The following is a 15,446-nucleotide window of genomic DNA, read 5'->3' on the forward strand; positions in this document are numbered from 1 at the left end:
TTCAGTCGGCACCTCACAGGTCGCCATACCCGGTGCGGGGCAACGCAAACAGCCCTGGTCACCGAATCGTCAGGCACCCACACGAGGGCGGCACCTAGGGTGAAGGTCGTGAAGTCCTCCGGCCGCGCGTTCGCCCGCCGCGACGTCGTGGCTGTCTCGTTGGCCTTCCTGCTGGTGGTGGCGGCGTTCGTCGTACCCCATCTCAACCTGGGCATCGTCACGCCCTTGATCAACGCCACACCCCAGCGATTGCGGGCCTTCGCAGGCACCGCACCGATTTTCGGCTGGTGGAATGTCCACGTCGGATGGGGCACCGTGCCGGCGATCATGATCGGCGCGGCCGCCGTGCTGGCTGGCCAGTCGGTCGCGCAGCGGCTGCCCTGGCGCACCGTGCCCTGGGTGACGTGGGCGACGTCGTGCGCGTGGGCGTTCTCACTGGCGATGATCGACGGCTGGCAGCGCGGATTCGCCGGCCGCCTCGCCGCCCGCCACGAATACCTGCGCCAGGTCCCGACTGTCGACGATATCCCCGAGGCGGTCCGCACCTTCGCCGACCGCATCCTCGACTTCCAGCCAGACTCGTGGATCACCCACGTCTCCGGTCATCCGCCCGGCGCCCTGCTGACATTCGTCTGGCTGGACCGTATCGGCGTCGGTGGCGGAGCCTGGGCGGGTGCGCTGTGCCTGCTGGTCGGCTCGAGCGCGGCCGCTGCGATCGTGGTGGCGGTGCGAGCGCTGGCAGATGAGTCCACCGCCCGACTGGCAGCGCCGTTCGTCGCCGTTGCGCCGACCGCCATCTGGATCGCCGTCTCGGCCGACGGCTACTTCGCCGGCGTTGCCGCGTGGGGTCTCGCACTGCTGGCACTGGCCGTCCGCGGTACGACGCGTCTGCCGGCACTCACCGCCGCGGGTGCTGGCCTCCTTCTGGGCTGGGCAATCTTCCTCAACTACGGCATCGGGCTCATGGCGCTGCCCGCCGTCGCGGTTCTGCTGTCCGCCAGGGACCTCCGCGCCGCGCTGCGGGCCCTCATCCCCGCGGTGCTGATGGCGCTCACCGTCGTCGGGGTGTTCGCCCTGGCCGGTTTCTGGTGGTTCGAGGGCTATCACCTGGTGCAGGAACGCTATTGGCAGGGCATCGCGCTGGACCGCCCATTCCAGTACTGGTCGTGGGGGAACCTGGCCGCGGTCGTCTGTGCGGTCGGACTGGGCACGGTGGCGGGTATCGGCCGGGCGTTCGACATCGCGGCGATCAGACGCCGCTCGGGCCTGCACCTGGTGATCCTCGGCGCGCTGCTGGCGATCGTGTGCGCAGACCTGAGCATGCTGAGCAAGGCCGAGGTAGAACGCATCTGGCTGCCGTTCACGGTCTGGCTGACGGCGGCGCCCGCCCTGTTGCCGCCGCGATCACACCGGTGGTGGCTGGCTCTCAACGTCATCGGCGCGCTGGCGCTCAACCACCTCATCCTGACGAACTGGTAGGAACCGCGAGAGCAGGTGGTACAGCGGCACGCACGCCCAGACCACGGCGATCGCGATCCAGAACCCCAGCGGATAGTCGCGGTCGACCACTGTCATGTTGTCGGCGTGCGCGCCGGGCCTGGTGTACACCGGGATCGCCAGCAGCACAAGCACGCAACTGCACAGTCCGGCCACTGACACCGGCGTCCACCACCGGCCGCGAAAGAGCCGGCGACCCGCGAGGCCGAGAGCCGCGGCCACCGGCGCGAACACGAAGTCGTGCAGCACCGCACCCACCACAGCCCAGACCGCGATGCGCACCATCACCTCGACGGGGTTCTCGAAGAGCAGCGCCACACCGTAGGCGCCGATCGCAATGCCGATGACGACAAGCGCCGTTCGCACCGTTCGCATCAGAGCACCTCGATTCGGGATAGCCACTTCGTCTGCAGCACACCGGGTCTCGTCGGCGCGATAAGCCTGCAGGGGTAGCCGTGATCGATGTCGAGCACCTCGCCGTTCAGCTTGAGCGCGATCACGGTCTGGTCATCACGTGAGTGGCGGGCGGGCAGTGTGGTCCGCGAGTATGGACCCGGCGGTTCCAAGGAGATCATCCGAACGTCGGAGTCCGGATCCGCACCCACCGCCCGAATCAGTTCGCCCAGTATCACTCCCGTCCACTCCGCGTTGGCACTCCAGCCCTCGACGCACGAGATCGGCAGCCGGTGCGTCGTCTGCGGCATGGCCTGCAGCTCAGCGACGGTGAACGCCCTGGTGGTTGATCCGTTGACGACCGTCAGCCGGTACTCCGGCGCCCGTGCACTGGCCAGCACACCGGCCGCGAATGCCGACCGGTTGATGGGAACTCCCTGCGGTCCCTCACCGGAACGCGGGGCCAGTACCGACACCCTGCGCAGCCACGGGACGGTCTGACCGACGGTGACCAGCGTCGCCAAACCCGCAGCCAGGCCCGCGCCCACGAGCACGGTGCGCCTGCTCCGGCCGATCGCGCCACCACTCGGCACGTCGCTCTCCAGCGGTTCACCGAGCGCCTGCCGGATGACCGGGAGCTTCACCCCGATGTGTACGACGAGCGCACCGAACACCACCCACGCCATCGCGTAATGACTCGTGGTGAAGAAGAACCCGAAGGGATACCAGTGCGCCGTGTTCACCAGGCCGGTGCTGAGCTGAAAGACCATCGACGCGACAAGCACCAGAATGGAGCCACGCTCGAGCACGCGGACCGGCCCGCCGATGATCGGCCGCTCGAACAACTTCGGCCACACCGACCACAGCTTGACGATGAGCAGCGGGATCGCCGCGATCCCGGTGGCGACGTGCAGACCCTGTGTGAGGCGGTACAGCCACACCGGCCGCGTCGGCCAGTAGAACCATGGTTGGGGATGCTGGATGAAATGGCTGATCAGACCGGTGAGAAAGCACGTCGCGATCGCGACGCCGAGCGCGACCCCCACCCGCGCCGTCACCGCGGTACCGCGCGACGCCGACGTAATCACGCCGCGGCCAGCGTGGCGAGCACCCGTCCTCCGATGCGGTCCACGGCCGACAGGGTCAGCCCGACTTCGTCGGCGACCCGCCGTGCACCGTCGAGGCCCACCGTCGCCCAGCGAAACCACGGCCCGATGGTGCGCGATGACTCCAGCCGAACCCACCGCACGATGACGTCCTCGGTCTTCTCATCGATCTCGGTGACGCAGCGGCCGCCGGCCCTGAGGAGTTCGCCTGCCCGGTGCAGCACGCGGCGGGGATCACCGGTCAGCCCGACGTTTCCGTCGGCGAGGAGCACCGTCGACCAGCGGCCCGTGCCGGGCAGCGGGTCGAAGACGTCTCGCCGCAGCGCGGGTGCACCACGGCGACGGGCCAACTCGACGGCGGTCGCCGACTGATCCACACCGAGCGCGGGCACACCGCGCCTCACCAGGTGTGCGACGAACCGCCCCGGCCCGCAACCGAGATCGATCGTCGGGCCGTCGCACAGTCCCAGGACCGCGTTGTCGAACGCGTTGTCAGCGCGTCGGCCCAGCCAGCGGTGCACGGGCAGCCCGTGCACGCTGCCGTCGTCATGCCGGAGCCAACATCGCTCACCCGTCAGTGCCTCGTCGTAGAGATTGCCGAACATGTCATACCCCCGCTGCTTGCGACGCGCGATGGAAACGTCCATCCGGCCTGCACACTCGTCGCACGGCGGCGAGATCCTCGATGGTGTCGACATCGGCCAGTTCGCGCACCAGTTCCACCTCGGCCCCGGCGTCGCGCAGGGCGGCAAGCGTGAGTGCACCGGTGTCCGACGTCGACATCGGTACGTCGCGAAGGCACTGGGCCAGGCTCGGCGTCGACACACCAAGCACCCACCACCCACCGTCGGTCGCCATGCCCAGCACCGCGTCGGTGCCGAGCAGTGTCACCGCGGTCTCGGCGAGGAGATCATCGCTGACCTGCGGGGTGTCCATCCCAATCTGCAGGACGGGCAGGCCGGGGCAGGCCCGCGAGGCGTCGGTGTGGGCGTTGGCCAGGCGTTCGGCGAAATCGGCTCCACGCTGTTCCACCACCCTGAAGCCGGTGAGCCGCTGCGTGATCTCGACCCCACGGCATGCCGCCGACAGGTCCCCCGTCAGCGCCACGACCCGGCTCACCACGGGCGTGTCCGCCACGGCGTCCAGGGTGTCCAGCAGGGCCGCCGCGGCAACGTCAGCCGCGGCCTGCGCACCGAGGTTCCTGGCCAGCCGCGTCTTGGCCAGGCCCGGCACCGGGGCCTTGGCAACCACCAGCAAGGTCACCTGAAGTGTCATGAGATCACCCGCCAGAAGTCAAGGGCCGCAACGAAACTCCCCCGCAGCGAGCCACTGACCTTGGACTTGCCGCCGGTGCGCGAGCCGTAGGGCACGTCGCGCTCCACCACACTCCAGCCCGCGGCGGCCGCCCGGACCAGTAATTCCAGCGGGTACCCAGACCTCCGGTCGGCTACACCCAGCGCCAGCAAAGCGTCCCTGCGGGCCACCCGCATGGGGGCGATGTCGTGCACATCGATGCCGTGCCGTTGGCGCAGTCGCCAGCACACCGCAGCCGTGCCCAGCCGCGCGTGCCACGGCCATCGCGTGGTCGCCAGGGGCCTGCGCCGCCCCACCGCCATATCGGCCCCGGCCACGACCGCCGCCACCAATGCGGGCAGATCACCGGGGTCCATCGAGCCGTCCCCGTCGATGACCGCCACCAACGGCGTGTTCGCGGCGACAACCCCGGCGTGGACGGCGGCGCCATAACCGGGCTGCCTCTCGCTGACCACCTCGGCACCGCACCGTCTGGCCACCTCAGCGGTGCTGTCGGTGCTGTTGTTGTCGACGACCAGCGGCACATAACCCTCCGGGATCGCGGCGAGCACCCCGGGCAACGACTGCGCCTCGTTGAGGCAGGGCAGCACCACCGTGACCTGACACCGGTTCACAAGCCCGAGGCTAGCCGCGCCGCCCGGTGTGCAAACCCCTGACCGCTGACGAATCCGTGACGTCCATGCAGGTGGTGGCCATGCGGGGCTAGGTTGGACGTCGTGACCCGTGTGCTGATCGCCGACGACGACATCGTCGTGCGCGATGTGGTGCGCCGCTATCTCGAGCGGGACGGCCTCGCCGTGACCGTCGCGAAGGACGGTCACGAGGCGCTGCGCGCACTCGGCTCGGAGCACATCGACGTCGCGGTGCTCGACGTGATGATGCCGGGTCCCAGCGGCCTCGCGCTCTGCCAGACACTGCGCGAGCGCGGCGGCTACGCCATCCCCGTCATCCTGCTGACCGCACTAGGCGAGGAGGACGACCGCATCGCCGGCCTCGAAGCCGGCGCGGACGACTACCTCACCAAACCATTCAGCCCACGCGAGTTGGCGTTGCGGGTCCGCTCGGTGCTGCGCCGCTCCCCCGGCTCCGCCGATGCCCCGCAGGTGGTGGTGAGCGTCGGCGACATGACGGTCTCGGCGGCGGCGCGGTCGGTGCTCATCCGGCAGCAGCCGATCAGCCTGACCAACCGTGAGTTCGACCTGCTCCTGTTCTTCCTCACCCACACCGGCACGGTCTTCAGCCGCGAGGAACTTCTGAAGCGGGTCTGGCAGTGGGACTTCGGCGATCTCTCGACCGTCACGGTGCACGTCAAGCGGCTGCGCTCAAAACTCGGTGACGAACACCGTGTGCAGACGGTCTGGGGACGTGGCTACATGTGGAGCCGGGCACCGGATGCAGTCGACTGACCTGTGGGGGATCGTCCTCATCGCGCTGGCGTGCTCGGTGCCGGTCGTCGCGGTGGGCGCCATCGTGATTCGTCTCGCGCGGTCGTGGTCGCTGACGGTCAGCATGGTGGTCCTCGCCCTGATCCCCACGGTGGCCACGTTCACCGGATTCCTCGGCGCCAGCGGCTTCATGGTGTCGGACGGTTTCGAACGCATCGTCGTGGTGCTCGTCATCGTCTCGGTCGTCACCATTCCGGCCGCCATCATGCTGGCGCGCTATCAGGCCCGGCGGATGGTGTGGGAGCGGGAGATCCGCGACTCCGAACAGGCCGCCGAGCAGTCCCGGCGCCGCCTGGTCGCCTTCGTCAGCCATGACCTGCGCACCCCGCTGGCCGGTATCCGCGCGGTGTCTGAGGCCATCGCCGACGGCGTGGTCGCCGACGATGAGGTGCGCGCGCACGCCAAGCACATCGAACACGAGACCATCCGACTCTCGGAGATGGTCGATGACCTGTTCGAGATGTCGAAGATCAACGCTGGCGCAGTCCAACCCGCCTATGACCGGGTCGCACTCGACGAGGTCGTCGACGACGTTCTTGCCGCGCACCGCATCGCCGCCGAGCGGGCAGGCGTCATGCTGCGCTCCGACGTGCCCGCCGATCCCGTCCGGGTCATTGGCAGCGACAGGGCCCTGGTGCGGGTGCTGTCGAACTTCGTGGCCAACGCCATCGCGCACACCCCGGAGGGCGGCACCGTCGAACTCGCGATCGGCGCCGACGAGCGCGGTGCCTGGGCGCGGGTCGACGACACCGGCGTCGGCATCGATGAAGCCGACCTGACCCGCGTTTTCGACATCGCCTACCGGGGCTCCAACGATCGGGTGCCCCGTTCGGACGCCTCACTGCCCAGCGGGTCGGGCCTCGGCCTGGCGATCGCCGCGGGCCTGGTTCAGGCGCACCACGGCACGGTGTCGGCCTACAACCTGGACACGGGTGCCCGGTTCGAGGTTCGGCTGCCGCTGGCCGGCGGGGAGTGAGACGTATCTAGTCCGGCAGTGTGCCGCTCAGCCGCTCGGCGGCCGCCAGGTAGTCGTCGATGAACTCCAGCACCACCTCGCGCGCGGGTTTGACCTTGTTCATCATCCCGACGCCCTGCCCGACGAAGTACGTGGCCAGCTCCTGCGCCCCGGGGTGGCCCTGTTCGGCGAGGGTGTCGATGCGGCGCAGCACCGGCTCGGCCAACATCGACTGCAGCGGAAGCGGTAGCGGCTGACGGCCATCTGCGTGGGGTTGCCACGCATCTGTCCAGTCCGAAACCAGCTGGCGCGAGGGCTTTCCCGTGCGTCCCGCGGAACGCACGGTGTCGCGGGACGTGGCGGCGAGCATCTTCTGCACGGTGTGCGGCGCGGTCTCGGCCTCCTCGGTGGTCAGCCACACCGAACCGGTCCAGGCGCCCGCGGCACCCATCGCCACCACGGCGGCCATCTGCCGGCCGGTGACGATCCCGCCCGCGGCGAGGACGGGCACAGCGGCACCCGCCTGCTCGATGGCGTCGAGCACCTCGGGGATCAGCACCAGGGTGCTCACCTCACCGCAGTGCCCGCCGGCCTCGGTGCCCTGGGCCACGATGAGATCGACGCCCGCCGCCACCTGTTTGAGGGCGTGCTCCTTGGCGCCGACCAGGGCGGCGACGGGGACGCCGCGCTCACGGCCGGCCTCGATCATGTAGTCCGGCGGCACCCCGAGCGCGTTGGCAATCAGCTTGATGGGGTGGCTCATCGCCACGTCGAGAAGTTCGGGGCCGGTGTCGCCGGACAGCATGGTTCCACCCAGCCGCGGCGACGCCTCGGGCTCGATACCATGCGCCGACAGCAGCGACGCCACGAACTGGCGGTCATCATCGGAGATCCGGCGGGCGAGGTCGTCGCGGGTCAGGCCTTCGCCCTTGCCCTCGAACTTGGCGGGCACGATGATGTCGGCGCCATAGGGCTTGCCGTGCACGTGGTCATCGATCCAGGACAGCTCCCGGTCGAGCTGCTCGGGGGTGTACGCCGTCGCACCCAGCACACCGAAGCCGCCTGCGTTGGTGACCGCGGCGACGACGTCGCGGCAGTGGCTGAACGCGAACAGCGGAAAGTCGATGCCGAATTGTTGACAGATGTCGAGTTTCACTCTGTCAGTATGCGCACCCCGTCGCTTCGCTCGCCCAGAATGCGCACCCCGTCGCTTCGCTCGCTCAGAATGCGCACCCCGTCGCTTCGCTCGCCCAGAAAATGCCTCAGCCCCGCAACGGCGCGAACGCGAACTCCGCCAGTCCGTCGCGCGGATCGATCGCCGCGCGGAATCCCAGCACGTCAGCGGCCCGCGCCGGGTCGGCGACGATATGCCTGACGTCACCGCTGCGGTAGTCACCGGTGATGATCGGCGGTGCCGCGTCGCGGGCCTCACAGAGCCTGCTCGCCACGTCGAGGATCGATACCGGCCTGCCCGAGCAGACGTTGAATGCGGCGAACCCATCCCGCCGCGCCGCGACGGCGGCGACGTTGGCCGCCGCGACGTCGTCGACGTGCACGAAGTCGCGCATCTGGCCACCGTCCTCGAAAACCCTTGGTGGCTCGCCTCGTTCGATGGACGATCGGAAGATCGCCGCAACACCCGAGTACGGGGTGTCGCGCGGCATGTGTGGACCGTAGACATTGTGATAGCGCAGCGCGACAACGGAACCGCCGGTCGCCTCGGCCCACGCCAACGCGTAATGCTCCTGCGCCACCTTGCTGGCCGCGTAGAGGCTGCGCGGCCGCAGCGGGGCGTCCTCCCCCACCAGCCGCCACTGCAGTGGTTCACCACCGATGGGGCACCTATGGTCAAACGACCCGGCGTCAAGGTCGGCACGCGTGCGCGGTAGCGGGTCGACGGCGCCGTGCGCGGGGCAGTCGTAGGCCCCCTGGCCGTAGACCACCATCGATGACGCCAGGACCAGCCTGCGACAGCCCGCCGCGAACATCTCGGCCAGCAGCACCGTGGTGCCGAAGTCGTTGTGGCTGCCGTAGTTCGGCGCGTCGGCGGCGTCAACACCTGCACCCACGACGGCCGCCTGGTGGCAGACCACGTCGACCCCCGGCAGCAGCGATGCCAGACCCGACGCGTCCCGGACGTCCACCTCGAGCACGCCGTCGGGCGGTGCCGAGGTATCGCCGTGCGCGGCGCTGAGCATGGCGTCGATCGCGATGACCTCGTGCCCGGCAGCGGTGAGCGCGGCGCGTACCCGCGAGCCGATGAACCCGGCGGCGCCGGTCAGCAGGACCCTCACGGCAGTTCGAACGGAAGGTCCACGCCGTCGTGAGCAAGACAGTGCGTGCAGGTGCGCTCCGTGTCCACCTGGGCGATGGCCTCGTGCAGCAGCTGTTTGAACGGCACCAGGTTCCGCTGGAACTCCGCGAACACATCGACGGTCGTGACGCCCGACCCCGCCTCGATGCCCGCGTCCAGATCAGTGACCAATGCGATGGCGGCGTAACACATCTCGAGTTCGCGGGCGAGCACTGCCTCGGGGTAGCCGGTCATGTTGACCAAGCTGAAACCCTGATCGGCGAACCACTTACTCTCCGCGCGGGTGGAGAACCGGGGACCCTGGATGACGACCATGGTGCCGCCGTCGATCACCCCGGGCAGGCTGGTCGCGGCCCCTCGCAGCGTCGGGCAGTAGGGGTCGGCGAACCCGACGTGAATGCCGCCCGAGTCGAAGTATGTGTCCAGCCGTGCCCTGGTGCGGTCGACGAGTTGGTCGGGCACCACCATCGCACCGGGCCCCAACTCGGGGGTCAGGCTGCCGACCGCACACGGGCCGAACACGCGCCGCACGCCGAGCGCTCGCAGCGCCCACATGTTCGCGCGGTACGGCACGGTGTGCGGGGAGTACTCGTGACCGACGCCGTGCCGCGGCAGAAACGCCACCTCGTGCCCGCCGACCTCGCCCACCGTGATGGGTGCACTCGGAGCCCCGTACGGGGTGTCCAGGTCGACACTGCGCGCTTCTGGTCCGAAGAACGAGTAGAAACCACTGCCACCGATGACTCCAAGCACCCGATTAGCCCCTCGCATCCGCGGTCATTGGTCCATTCTCCTGCATACCCCGGCGTCGACGGCCCGCCCGCAATGCAAGGATTACGCCGTGGCCAGTATCGCGCAGTGGATCGAGGGCGCCCGTCCCCGAACCTTGCCCAACGCCGTTGCCCCCGTCCTCGCCGGAACGGGCGCGGCCGCATGGCTGGACTCCGCCGTCTGGTGGAAGGCACTGCTTGCTCTGGTGGTGTCGCTGGCGCTGATCGTCGGCGTCAACTACGCCAATGACTACTCCGACGGCATCAGGGGCACCGATGACGTGCGGACCGGGCCGCTGCGGCTCGTCGGATCGAAGCTAGCGTCACCGCGTGCCGTCCTGACCGCCGCCATGACCAGCCTGGCCATCGGCGCCGCGGCGGGCCTCGCCCTGGCCCTCGTGAGCGACCCGTGGCTGATCGCGATCGGCGTGGCATGCATCGCGGGCGCGTGGCTCTACACCGGAGGTTCGACGCCGTACGGCTACCGCGGGCTTGGCGAGGTAGCGGTGTTCGTGTTCTTCGGTCTGGTCGCCGTGCTCGGCACGCAGTACACCCAGGCGTTGCGCATCGACTGGGTCGGCGCCGCGCTAGCCGTCGCGACCGGCGCGCTGTCCTCTGCGGTGTTGGTGGCCAACAACCTTCGCGATATCCCCACCGACAAGACGTCGGGCAAGATCACGCTGGCCGTCCGCCTCGGTGACGCCCGCACGCGGGTGCTGTTTCAGGCACTGGTGGTCCTGGCGTTCGTGCTGACGCTGGTGCTGATGCTGGCGACGCCGTGGTGTGCGGTGGGACTTGTCGCGCTGCCGTTGGCAGTGCGCGCCGCGGCACCGGTGCGCAAGGGTCTCGGCGGGCGCGATCTGATTCCCGTGCTGCGCGACACCGGCTTGACGATGCTGGTGTGGTCGATCGCCGTCGCCGCGGCGCTCACCCTCGCCAGCTAGCTCCTCCTCTCCCACGAGGGCGCGTGTCTGCGGGCGACACGCCGGTCTCGGATACGAGTTTGCGCACGCTCGCCAGATTGGTGAATTCTCTTCTGCCCCTTTGGTTTCACTAGTCACAATCCAGGCCAAACCTGTCGGTGCATCGAACTAGTGTTCGAAGTATGTCGGTGGCGGAATTGCATGACTACGAGGGCCCGGTCGCCGCGGCCCTCGATGCGCTCGACGCCGCCCTCGACGACCTGGACCAGGCAACCATCGACACGATGAGCCACCCCAGACTCCTCGATGTCATGGACCGCCTGGAACGGGTGAACCGCAGACTGCCCGTCACCGGGAATCGCGTCCTCAACCGGCTGGCTGCTGAGGCCAACCCGATGGAGCTGGGTGACACCACACTGCGAAAGCTACTGGCCTTCCGGCTGCGGATCAGCACCACCGAGGCCAGCAAGCGCATCGACACCGCCGCCGACCTCGCGCCGCGGCGCACCCTGACCGGCCAACCGCTACCACCGGTGCTGGAGCGCACCGCCGCCGCCCAGGCCCGCGGCCAGATCAACACCGAACACATCGCGATCATCCGCAAGTTCTTCGCCGACCTACCCGAGCACATCGACACCCAGACCCGCACCGACGCCGAGACCGACCTGGTGCGTGTGGCCGCCAAACAAAGCCCCGAGGGGCTGCGCAGTGCCACTGCTCTGCTGCTCGCGCTGCTACACCCCGACGGCGACTACACCGACGCCCAACGCGACCGCCGCCGCGGCATCTCGATCGGCAACCAAGGCGCTGACGGGCTGAGCCGCATCAGCGGACACCTCACCCCCCAACTGCGCGCCACCCTCGAACCGATCCTCGCCAAATGGGGCAAGCCCGGCATGTGCAACCCCAACGACCAGACACCCACCATCGACGGCGAACCCACCGACGCCGCCATCGACAGCGATGACCGCACCCAATACCAACGCAACCACGACGCCCTACTCGCCATGGGCCGCAACCTGCTGTGCACAGGACAACTCGGCCAACACCACGGGCTACCGACCACCATCATCGTCACCACCACCCTGCAACAACTCGAATCCGGGACCGGGCACGCCATCACCGCAGGCGGCACCCGCCTACCCATGCGCGATCTCATCGCACAGGCCTCCCACGCCTTCCACTACCTGGCGGTGTTCGACCAACACACCGAAGCGGCCCTCCACCTCGGGCGCACCCGACGCTGCGCCACCGGCGCCCAACGCATCGTGCTCTACGCAAAAGACCGTGGCTGCACCCGACCCGGCTGCACAGCCTCGGGCTACACATGCCAGGCCCACCACGCCGTCGCGGACTGGAAGAACGGCGGCCAAACCAACATCGACGAACTCACCCTGGCCTGCGGACCCGACAACCGCCTCATCGAACAAACCCAGTGGACCACCCGAAAACGCAAAGACGGCCGCACCGAATGGATCCCACCCCCACACCTGGACACCGGCCAAACCCGCACCAACGACCTGCACCACCCCGAACGCATGCTGCACCCAACCGATGAAGGTTCGGATGACGGCGAGGGTCCCTAGTGTCGACATCTCACCGCGACCGGCAGTCTCCTTGTGGCCCTGCGATTTTCGTTGAGCACACCCGGTGTGCACTCGGCGCTGGCCGTCGCCGGTTACGCTGCGTTTTGTGACACACCACGGCGGCGTCCCCCCGGGCTGGTATGACGACGCCACCGGTTCCGGCGGTCTGCGCTGGTGGGACGGGCAGCGCTGGACCGATCACCGCAACCCGGCTCCCCACCAGCACCCGCAGTACCCGGCCTATGGCATGCCCGCGCGGCGCACGTCCCGGGCTCTGCCGATCACGCTGGCGCTGGTGGCAGTCGTGGTGATCGGCGGGTTCATCCTCTACGCGTTGCTATCCGGCGGCGAGCACAAAACCCAGTGGTACCAGGAGGGTTACGCCGCGGGCGCCGAGGCCGCCACTCTGGTCAGACTCGGCTCCTCCCCAGAGGGAGCGTGCAGCCTGGCGCTGATCGACAAGATCAAGTACGACGATTCGAGGCGAAGCACTCGCGTGAAGGATTTGAGAAGAGGCTGCTTGCAGGCCGTCCGCGATTTGGCCGCGGACTGATCAGGTCACGCCGCGTCGTCGAGCAGGTGGAGGATCGAGCCGCGCAACTGCGATACCGGCACGTGCTCATCGATGAGCCCGATTGCCCTCTCATCCGCGCCGCGCAATATGCCCAGCAGCAGATGCTCGCTGCGGATCTCCTTGTCTCCGTGGTGGATCGCTTCCCGCAACGCTAGTTCGAGCGACTTCTTGGCGGACCGGGTGAACGGGATGTGTCCGCGGCGGCCCTTGCGCCGACCGGAGCGATGCAACGCATTGTCGAATGCGTCGGCGCCGAATCTGCGGGCCACGCTGTCTCGAACGGCGCCCAGGTCGATACCAATCGATCGGAGGGCTTCCGCGTCCTCCTCGAACGACTGCTCGTCGCCACCCAGCCCTGCCATCAACCGCGCGCGGACGGCATCGGCTGTGAGGCCGAAGCCGCCGAGCAATGTCGACAGGGCGTGATCCGAACTCTGCAGGACTCCTACGAGAAGGTGCTCGGGCTTGATCTCTCGCGCCTCGAGTTCACGCGCATCCTCCTGCGCCAGGACGACGGCAACCCGAGCGCTGCGGGTGAATCGCTCGAACATGATCATCTCCTCCGGTTGTACTTCTGATGGACCGCCTGCCGGCTCACACCGAGCGCCTCGGCGATCGCTTGCCAGCTCCATCCCTGCTCACGGGCATTCAGGACGTGGACGGCCTCGAGTCGCTCCTGCAGTCGCTGCAGGGCGCGCACCGCCCGCAGGCCCTCGGCAGGGTCAACTGCGCTCATCGCGTCGGCGTCGAGACCGTCGATTCCCGTCATGGTGTCAATCTAGGTTGACAGCATGGAGCCGTCAAGAAACGTTGACAGCCCAGTGGTGGACCGGGGTCGCTGAATTCAGCGCCGAAAGCCCCGGCGCTACGTCATGGTTTGGTCAGGTGTCGGCTCAGGCGTCGGAGGGGCCGTCGCCACGCAACCGGGCGCGCAGCTGTTCCTTGTCCGATCGCCTGCGCTCGTCGAACTCCGCGACGCTAGCCGTCGCGCGCCGCCGCAGCGGGGCGAAGAGCCAGATACCCAGAGGCAGGGCGACGACGATGGCAAACAGCAGCGCCACCACCACCGGAAAGTCGCCGACGCCGATCAGGTGGCCGACACCGACGATCACGCCGGTCAGAGCGGCGACCAGAGCCAACCGCGCACCCGCATACGCGGCCATGTCGAGCAACATTCGGGTTCCTGGTCGACCTTGACTCATGGGAACGAGCGTACCGACGACGCGTATATTCAGGTGAAGGAGGTTCTCTGTGGTTTACCTACTCGTCGTCTCGATGTTGGCGGGGCTGGCCTATGCGGCCTGGCGGATTTACCGTGCCTCCGCAAACGCCCCGCGGACCCGGGTGGTTGGCCCGGACGACGACCCCGAATTCCTGCGCAGGCTTAATCACCCCGACCCCGACGGACGCTGAGCCTCAGCGCGTCGCCGGGAACCCGGTCGCGACCGTGGCCGCCAGTTCGACCAGCGCGTCACGGGTTTCAGGCCGCAGCCGATCAAGGCTGATCTCAGCGCCCTCCTCCAGATGCGCATCGAACGGCACCTCATGCACCGCGCGGCACCGCCGGGCGAAGTGATCGACGACCTTGCCCTGATCGACCCGAGGACCGCGCCTTCCCGACCGCGGCCGGACCGCATTGACGACGACGATCGCATCCTGCACCAACTGCTGGTAGCCGTGCGCGTCGAGCCAGTCCAGCGTCGCCGACGCGCTGCGGGCCCCGTCGACCGCTCCGGAACTGATCACGATGAGCACGTCGGCCTTGTCGAGCACAGCCGACATCGCCGAGTGCAGCATGCCGGTACCGCAGTCGGTGAGCACCAGACTGTAGAAGCGTTCGAGGACCTCCAGTGTCCGGGCGTAGTCGTCACTGCTGAACGCCTCCGACACCGCCGGGTCGCTCTCCGAGGCCAGCACCTCGAGCCGGCTCGGACCCTGCGACGTGTAATTGCGGACGTCGCTGTAACTCTCAATGCCCTCGGCGTCGCGCAACAGGTGGCGCACTGTCGACGGCGTCTCCAGCGGCACCTTCTGGCTCAGCGTGCCGCGGTCGGGGTTGGCGTCGACCGCGATCACCCGGTCACCGCGGACCGACGCGAAGGTCGCACCCATCGTCGCGGTGATCGTCGTCTTGCCCACGCCACCCTTAAGCGATAGCAGTGCAATCCGGTAGCAGCCGCGCAACGGACGGCTGGCTTGCGCCGCCATGGCCCTGCGGTGAATCTCGCGGGGTCCCTCGCCGAGGTTGATCAGCGTTCCCGACGTCAGGTAAAGCCAGCGTCGCCAGCCCCGCGACGGCTTGCGCTTGGGCTGGCCGAGTAGCGCGATGGATGACAGGTCGGCGCCAGGATCGAAGAAGCTGGCAGGCACCGCCGGTTCGACGGGTGCGACAGTCGGGACCGGCCCGGCCTGTGCCGCCGCGGCCAGCAGTGGGGCTAGCGGAATGCCCCGCGGCGGGGTCGGCGCGGTCCACTCCGGGGGCACCGTCTCCGATGGGTCGCTGAAGCGCTGTTGCGCCCGGAACCCGGTCGGCGGATCGAACGCCGACGGAGACCCCGAGAAAGCCAAG

General features: G+C 68.6%; 19 protein-coding genes. 7 read left to right on the forward strand and 12 right to left on the reverse strand.

The features are described from left to right. Positions 1 to 108: 108 nt before the first annotated feature. A complete protein-coding gene (locus ABIA65_RS21250) occupies positions 109 to 1,479 on the forward strand; it encodes a hypothetical protein (RefSeq protein ID WP_354524818.1) in 1,371 nt (456 codons plus the stop codon). On the opposite strand, the gene ABIA65_RS21255 is transcribed toward ABIA65_RS21250, so the two are convergent. From ABIA65_RS21255 to ABIA65_RS21275, 5 genes are read right to left on the reverse strand one after another with little or no spacing between them, the layout of a single operon-like run. Beyond that, positions 1,405 to 1,872 (reverse strand): hypothetical protein, encoded by a 468-nt coding sequence (locus ABIA65_RS21255; protein WP_354524819.1) that lies wholly within the window; start codon positions 1,870 to 1,872, stop codon positions 1,405 to 1,407. The genes ABIA65_RS21250 and ABIA65_RS21255 overlap by 75 nt on opposite strands. Further along, positions 1,872 to 2,978 (reverse strand): molybdopterin-dependent oxidoreductase, encoded by a 1,107-nt coding sequence (locus ABIA65_RS21260; protein WP_502919597.1) that lies wholly within the window; start codon positions 2,976 to 2,978, stop codon positions 1,872 to 1,874. The genes ABIA65_RS21255 and ABIA65_RS21260 overlap by 1 nt, the downstream gene beginning before the upstream one ends. After that, positions 2,975 to 3,601, reverse strand: coding sequence for a methyltransferase domain-containing protein (locus ABIA65_RS21265; protein ID WP_354524930.1), 627 nt, complete (start codon positions 3,599 to 3,601; stop codon positions 2,975 to 2,977). The genes ABIA65_RS21260 and ABIA65_RS21265 overlap by 4 nt, the downstream gene beginning before the upstream one ends. A 1-nt stretch (position 3,602) precedes the next feature. Then, the gene (locus ABIA65_RS21270) at positions 3,603 to 4,271 is read right to left on the reverse strand and encodes a TIGR04282 family arsenosugar biosynthesis glycosyltransferase (protein ID WP_241401100.1); all 669 of its coding nucleotides are present in this window, start codon (positions 4,269 to 4,271) and stop codon (positions 3,603 to 3,605) included. Then, entirely contained in the window at positions 4,268 to 4,924 is a 657-nt protein-coding gene (locus ABIA65_RS21275; RefSeq protein ID WP_241401101.1) for a glycosyltransferase, read from the reverse strand. Before ABIA65_RS21275 ends, ABIA65_RS21270 begins: the two co-directional genes overlap by 4 nt. 102 nt (positions 4,925 to 5,026) lie before the next feature. On the opposite strand from ABIA65_RS21275, the gene ABIA65_RS21280 reads away from it, so the two are divergent. Then, positions 5,027 to 5,716 (forward strand): response regulator transcription factor, encoded by a 690-nt coding sequence (locus ABIA65_RS21280; protein WP_354524820.1) that lies wholly within the window; start codon positions 5,027 to 5,029, stop codon positions 5,714 to 5,716. Further along, entirely contained in the window at positions 5,703 to 6,731 is a 1,029-nt protein-coding gene (locus ABIA65_RS21285) for a sensor histidine kinase (RefSeq protein ID WP_354524821.1), read from the forward strand. The genes ABIA65_RS21280 and ABIA65_RS21285 overlap by 14 nt, the downstream gene beginning before the upstream one ends. A gap of 7 nt (positions 6,732 to 6,738) precedes the next feature. Here ABIA65_RS21285 and ABIA65_RS21290 read toward each other — a convergent pair whose 3' ends face one another. From ABIA65_RS21290 to ABIA65_RS21300, 3 genes are all read right to left on the reverse strand, one after another. Further along, positions 6,739 to 7,866 carry a nitronate monooxygenase gene (locus ABIA65_RS21290; RefSeq protein ID WP_241401104.1) on the reverse strand — a complete coding sequence of 376 codons (1,128 nt, stop codon included), beginning with the start codon at positions 7,864 to 7,866 and terminating at the stop codon, positions 6,739 to 6,741. Positions 7,867 to 7,972: 106 nt separating this feature from the next. Beyond that, positions 7,973 to 9,004 (reverse strand): NAD-dependent epimerase/dehydratase family protein, encoded by a 1,032-nt coding sequence (locus ABIA65_RS21295; RefSeq protein WP_354524822.1) that lies wholly within the window; start codon positions 9,002 to 9,004, stop codon positions 7,973 to 7,975. Continuing rightward, positions 9,001 to 9,795: an S-methyl-5'-thioadenosine phosphorylase gene (locus ABIA65_RS21300; RefSeq protein ID WP_354524823.1), complete on the reverse strand. Its 795-nt coding sequence runs from the start codon at positions 9,793 to 9,795 to the stop codon at positions 9,001 to 9,003. The genes ABIA65_RS21295 and ABIA65_RS21300 overlap by 4 nt, the downstream gene beginning before the upstream one ends. Positions 9,796 to 9,865: 70 nt before the next feature. Here ABIA65_RS21300 and ABIA65_RS21305 point away from each other — a divergent pair, with 70 nt between their 5' ends. The 3 genes from ABIA65_RS21305 to ABIA65_RS21315 all read left to right on the forward strand — a co-directional run bounded on the left by ABIA65_RS21305 (position 9,866) and on the right by ABIA65_RS21315 (position 12,856). Beyond that, on the forward strand, positions 9,866 to 10,738 hold the full coding sequence (locus ABIA65_RS21305; RefSeq protein WP_354524824.1) for a 1,4-dihydroxy-2-naphthoate polyprenyltransferase: 873 nt from the start codon (positions 9,866 to 9,868) through the stop codon (positions 10,736 to 10,738). A 161-nt stretch (positions 10,739 to 10,899) separates the two neighbouring features. Continuing rightward, on the forward strand, positions 10,900 to 12,303 hold the full coding sequence (locus ABIA65_RS21310) for an HNH endonuclease signature motif containing protein (RefSeq protein WP_354524825.1): 1,404 nt from the start codon (positions 10,900 to 10,902) through the stop codon (positions 12,301 to 12,303). A gap of 106 nt (positions 12,304 to 12,409) precedes the next feature. Further along, positions 12,410 to 12,856 carry a DUF2510 domain-containing protein gene (locus ABIA65_RS21315; protein ID WP_354524826.1) on the forward strand — a complete coding sequence of 149 codons (447 nt, stop codon included), beginning with the start codon at positions 12,410 to 12,412 and terminating at the stop codon, positions 12,854 to 12,856. 5 nt (positions 12,857 to 12,861) lie between these two features. On the opposite strand, the gene ABIA65_RS21320 is transcribed toward ABIA65_RS21315, so the two are convergent. The 3 genes from ABIA65_RS21320 to ABIA65_RS21330 all read right to left on the reverse strand — a co-directional run bounded on the left by ABIA65_RS21320 (position 12,862) and on the right by ABIA65_RS21330 (position 14,079). Beyond that, a complete protein-coding gene (locus tag ABIA65_RS21320; RefSeq protein WP_354524827.1) occupies positions 12,862 to 13,428 on the reverse strand; it encodes a Clp protease N-terminal domain-containing protein in 567 nt (188 codons plus the stop codon). A gap of 2 nt (positions 13,429 to 13,430) precedes the next feature. After that, a complete protein-coding gene (locus tag ABIA65_RS21325; protein WP_241401111.1) occupies positions 13,431 to 13,646 on the reverse strand; it encodes a helix-turn-helix domain-containing protein in 216 nt (71 codons plus the stop codon). 124 nt (positions 13,647 to 13,770) lie between these two features. Beyond that, positions 13,771 to 14,079, reverse strand: a complete 309-nt coding sequence (locus tag ABIA65_RS21330) for a DUF4229 domain-containing protein (RefSeq protein WP_241401112.1) — start codon at positions 14,077 to 14,079, stop codon at positions 13,771 to 13,773. 49 nt (positions 14,080 to 14,128) lie between these two features. Here ABIA65_RS21330 and ABIA65_RS21335 point away from each other — a divergent pair, with 49 nt between their 5' ends. Further along, positions 14,129 to 14,290: a hypothetical protein gene (locus tag ABIA65_RS21335; RefSeq protein ID WP_241401113.1), complete on the forward strand. Its 162-nt coding sequence runs from the start codon at positions 14,129 to 14,131 to the stop codon at positions 14,288 to 14,290. Positions 14,291 to 14,293: 3 nt separating this feature from the next. Here ABIA65_RS21335 and ABIA65_RS21340 read toward each other — a convergent pair whose 3' ends face one another. After that, on the reverse strand, positions 14,294 to 15,445 hold the full coding sequence (locus ABIA65_RS21340) for a MinD/ParA family ATP-binding protein (RefSeq protein ID WP_354524828.1): 1,152 nt from the start codon (positions 15,443 to 15,445) through the stop codon (positions 14,294 to 14,296). Position 15,446: the final 1 nt, after the last annotated feature.

It is taken from the genome of Mycolicibacterium sp. 624, from assembly GCF_040548615.1.
Classification (GTDB): Bacteria; Actinomycetota; Actinomycetes; order Mycobacteriales; family Mycobacteriaceae; genus Mycobacterium.

Excerpts from the sequence above, each read along its gene's own strand:
- ABIA65_RS21285 (WP_354524821.1), top strand. The coding sequence starts at position 5,703 with ATGCAGTCGACTGACCTGTGGGGGATCGTCCTCATCGCGCTGGCGTGC.
- ABIA65_RS21320 (WP_354524827.1), bottom strand. The coding sequence starts at position 13,428 with ATGTTCGAGCGATTCACCCGCAGCGCTCGGGTTGCCGTCGTCCTGGCG.
- ABIA65_RS21330 (WP_241401112.1), bottom strand. The coding sequence starts at position 14,079 with ATGAGTCAAGGTCGACCAGGAACCCGAATGTTGCTCGACATGGCCGCG.
- ABIA65_RS21325 (WP_241401111.1), bottom strand. The coding sequence starts at position 13,646 with ATGACGGGAATCGACGGTCTCGACGCCGACGCGATGAGCGCAGTTGAC.
- ABIA65_RS21310 (WP_354524825.1), top strand. The coding sequence starts at position 10,900 with ATGTCGGTGGCGGAATTGCATGACTACGAGGGCCCGGTCGCCGCGGCC.
- ABIA65_RS21270 (WP_241401100.1), bottom strand. The coding sequence starts at position 4,271 with ATGACACTTCAGGTGACCTTGCTGGTGGTTGCCAAGGCCCCGGTGCCG.
- ABIA65_RS21300 (WP_354524823.1), bottom strand. The coding sequence starts at position 9,795 with ATGCGAGGGGCTAATCGGGTGCTTGGAGTCATCGGTGGCAGTGGTTTC.
- ABIA65_RS21255 (WP_354524819.1), bottom strand. The coding sequence starts at position 1,872 with ATGCGAACGGTGCGAACGGCGCTTGTCGTCATCGGCATTGCGATCGGC.
- ABIA65_RS21265 (WP_354524930.1), bottom strand. The coding sequence starts at position 3,601 with ATGTTCGGCAATCTCTACGACGAGGCACTGACGGGTGAGCGATGTTGG.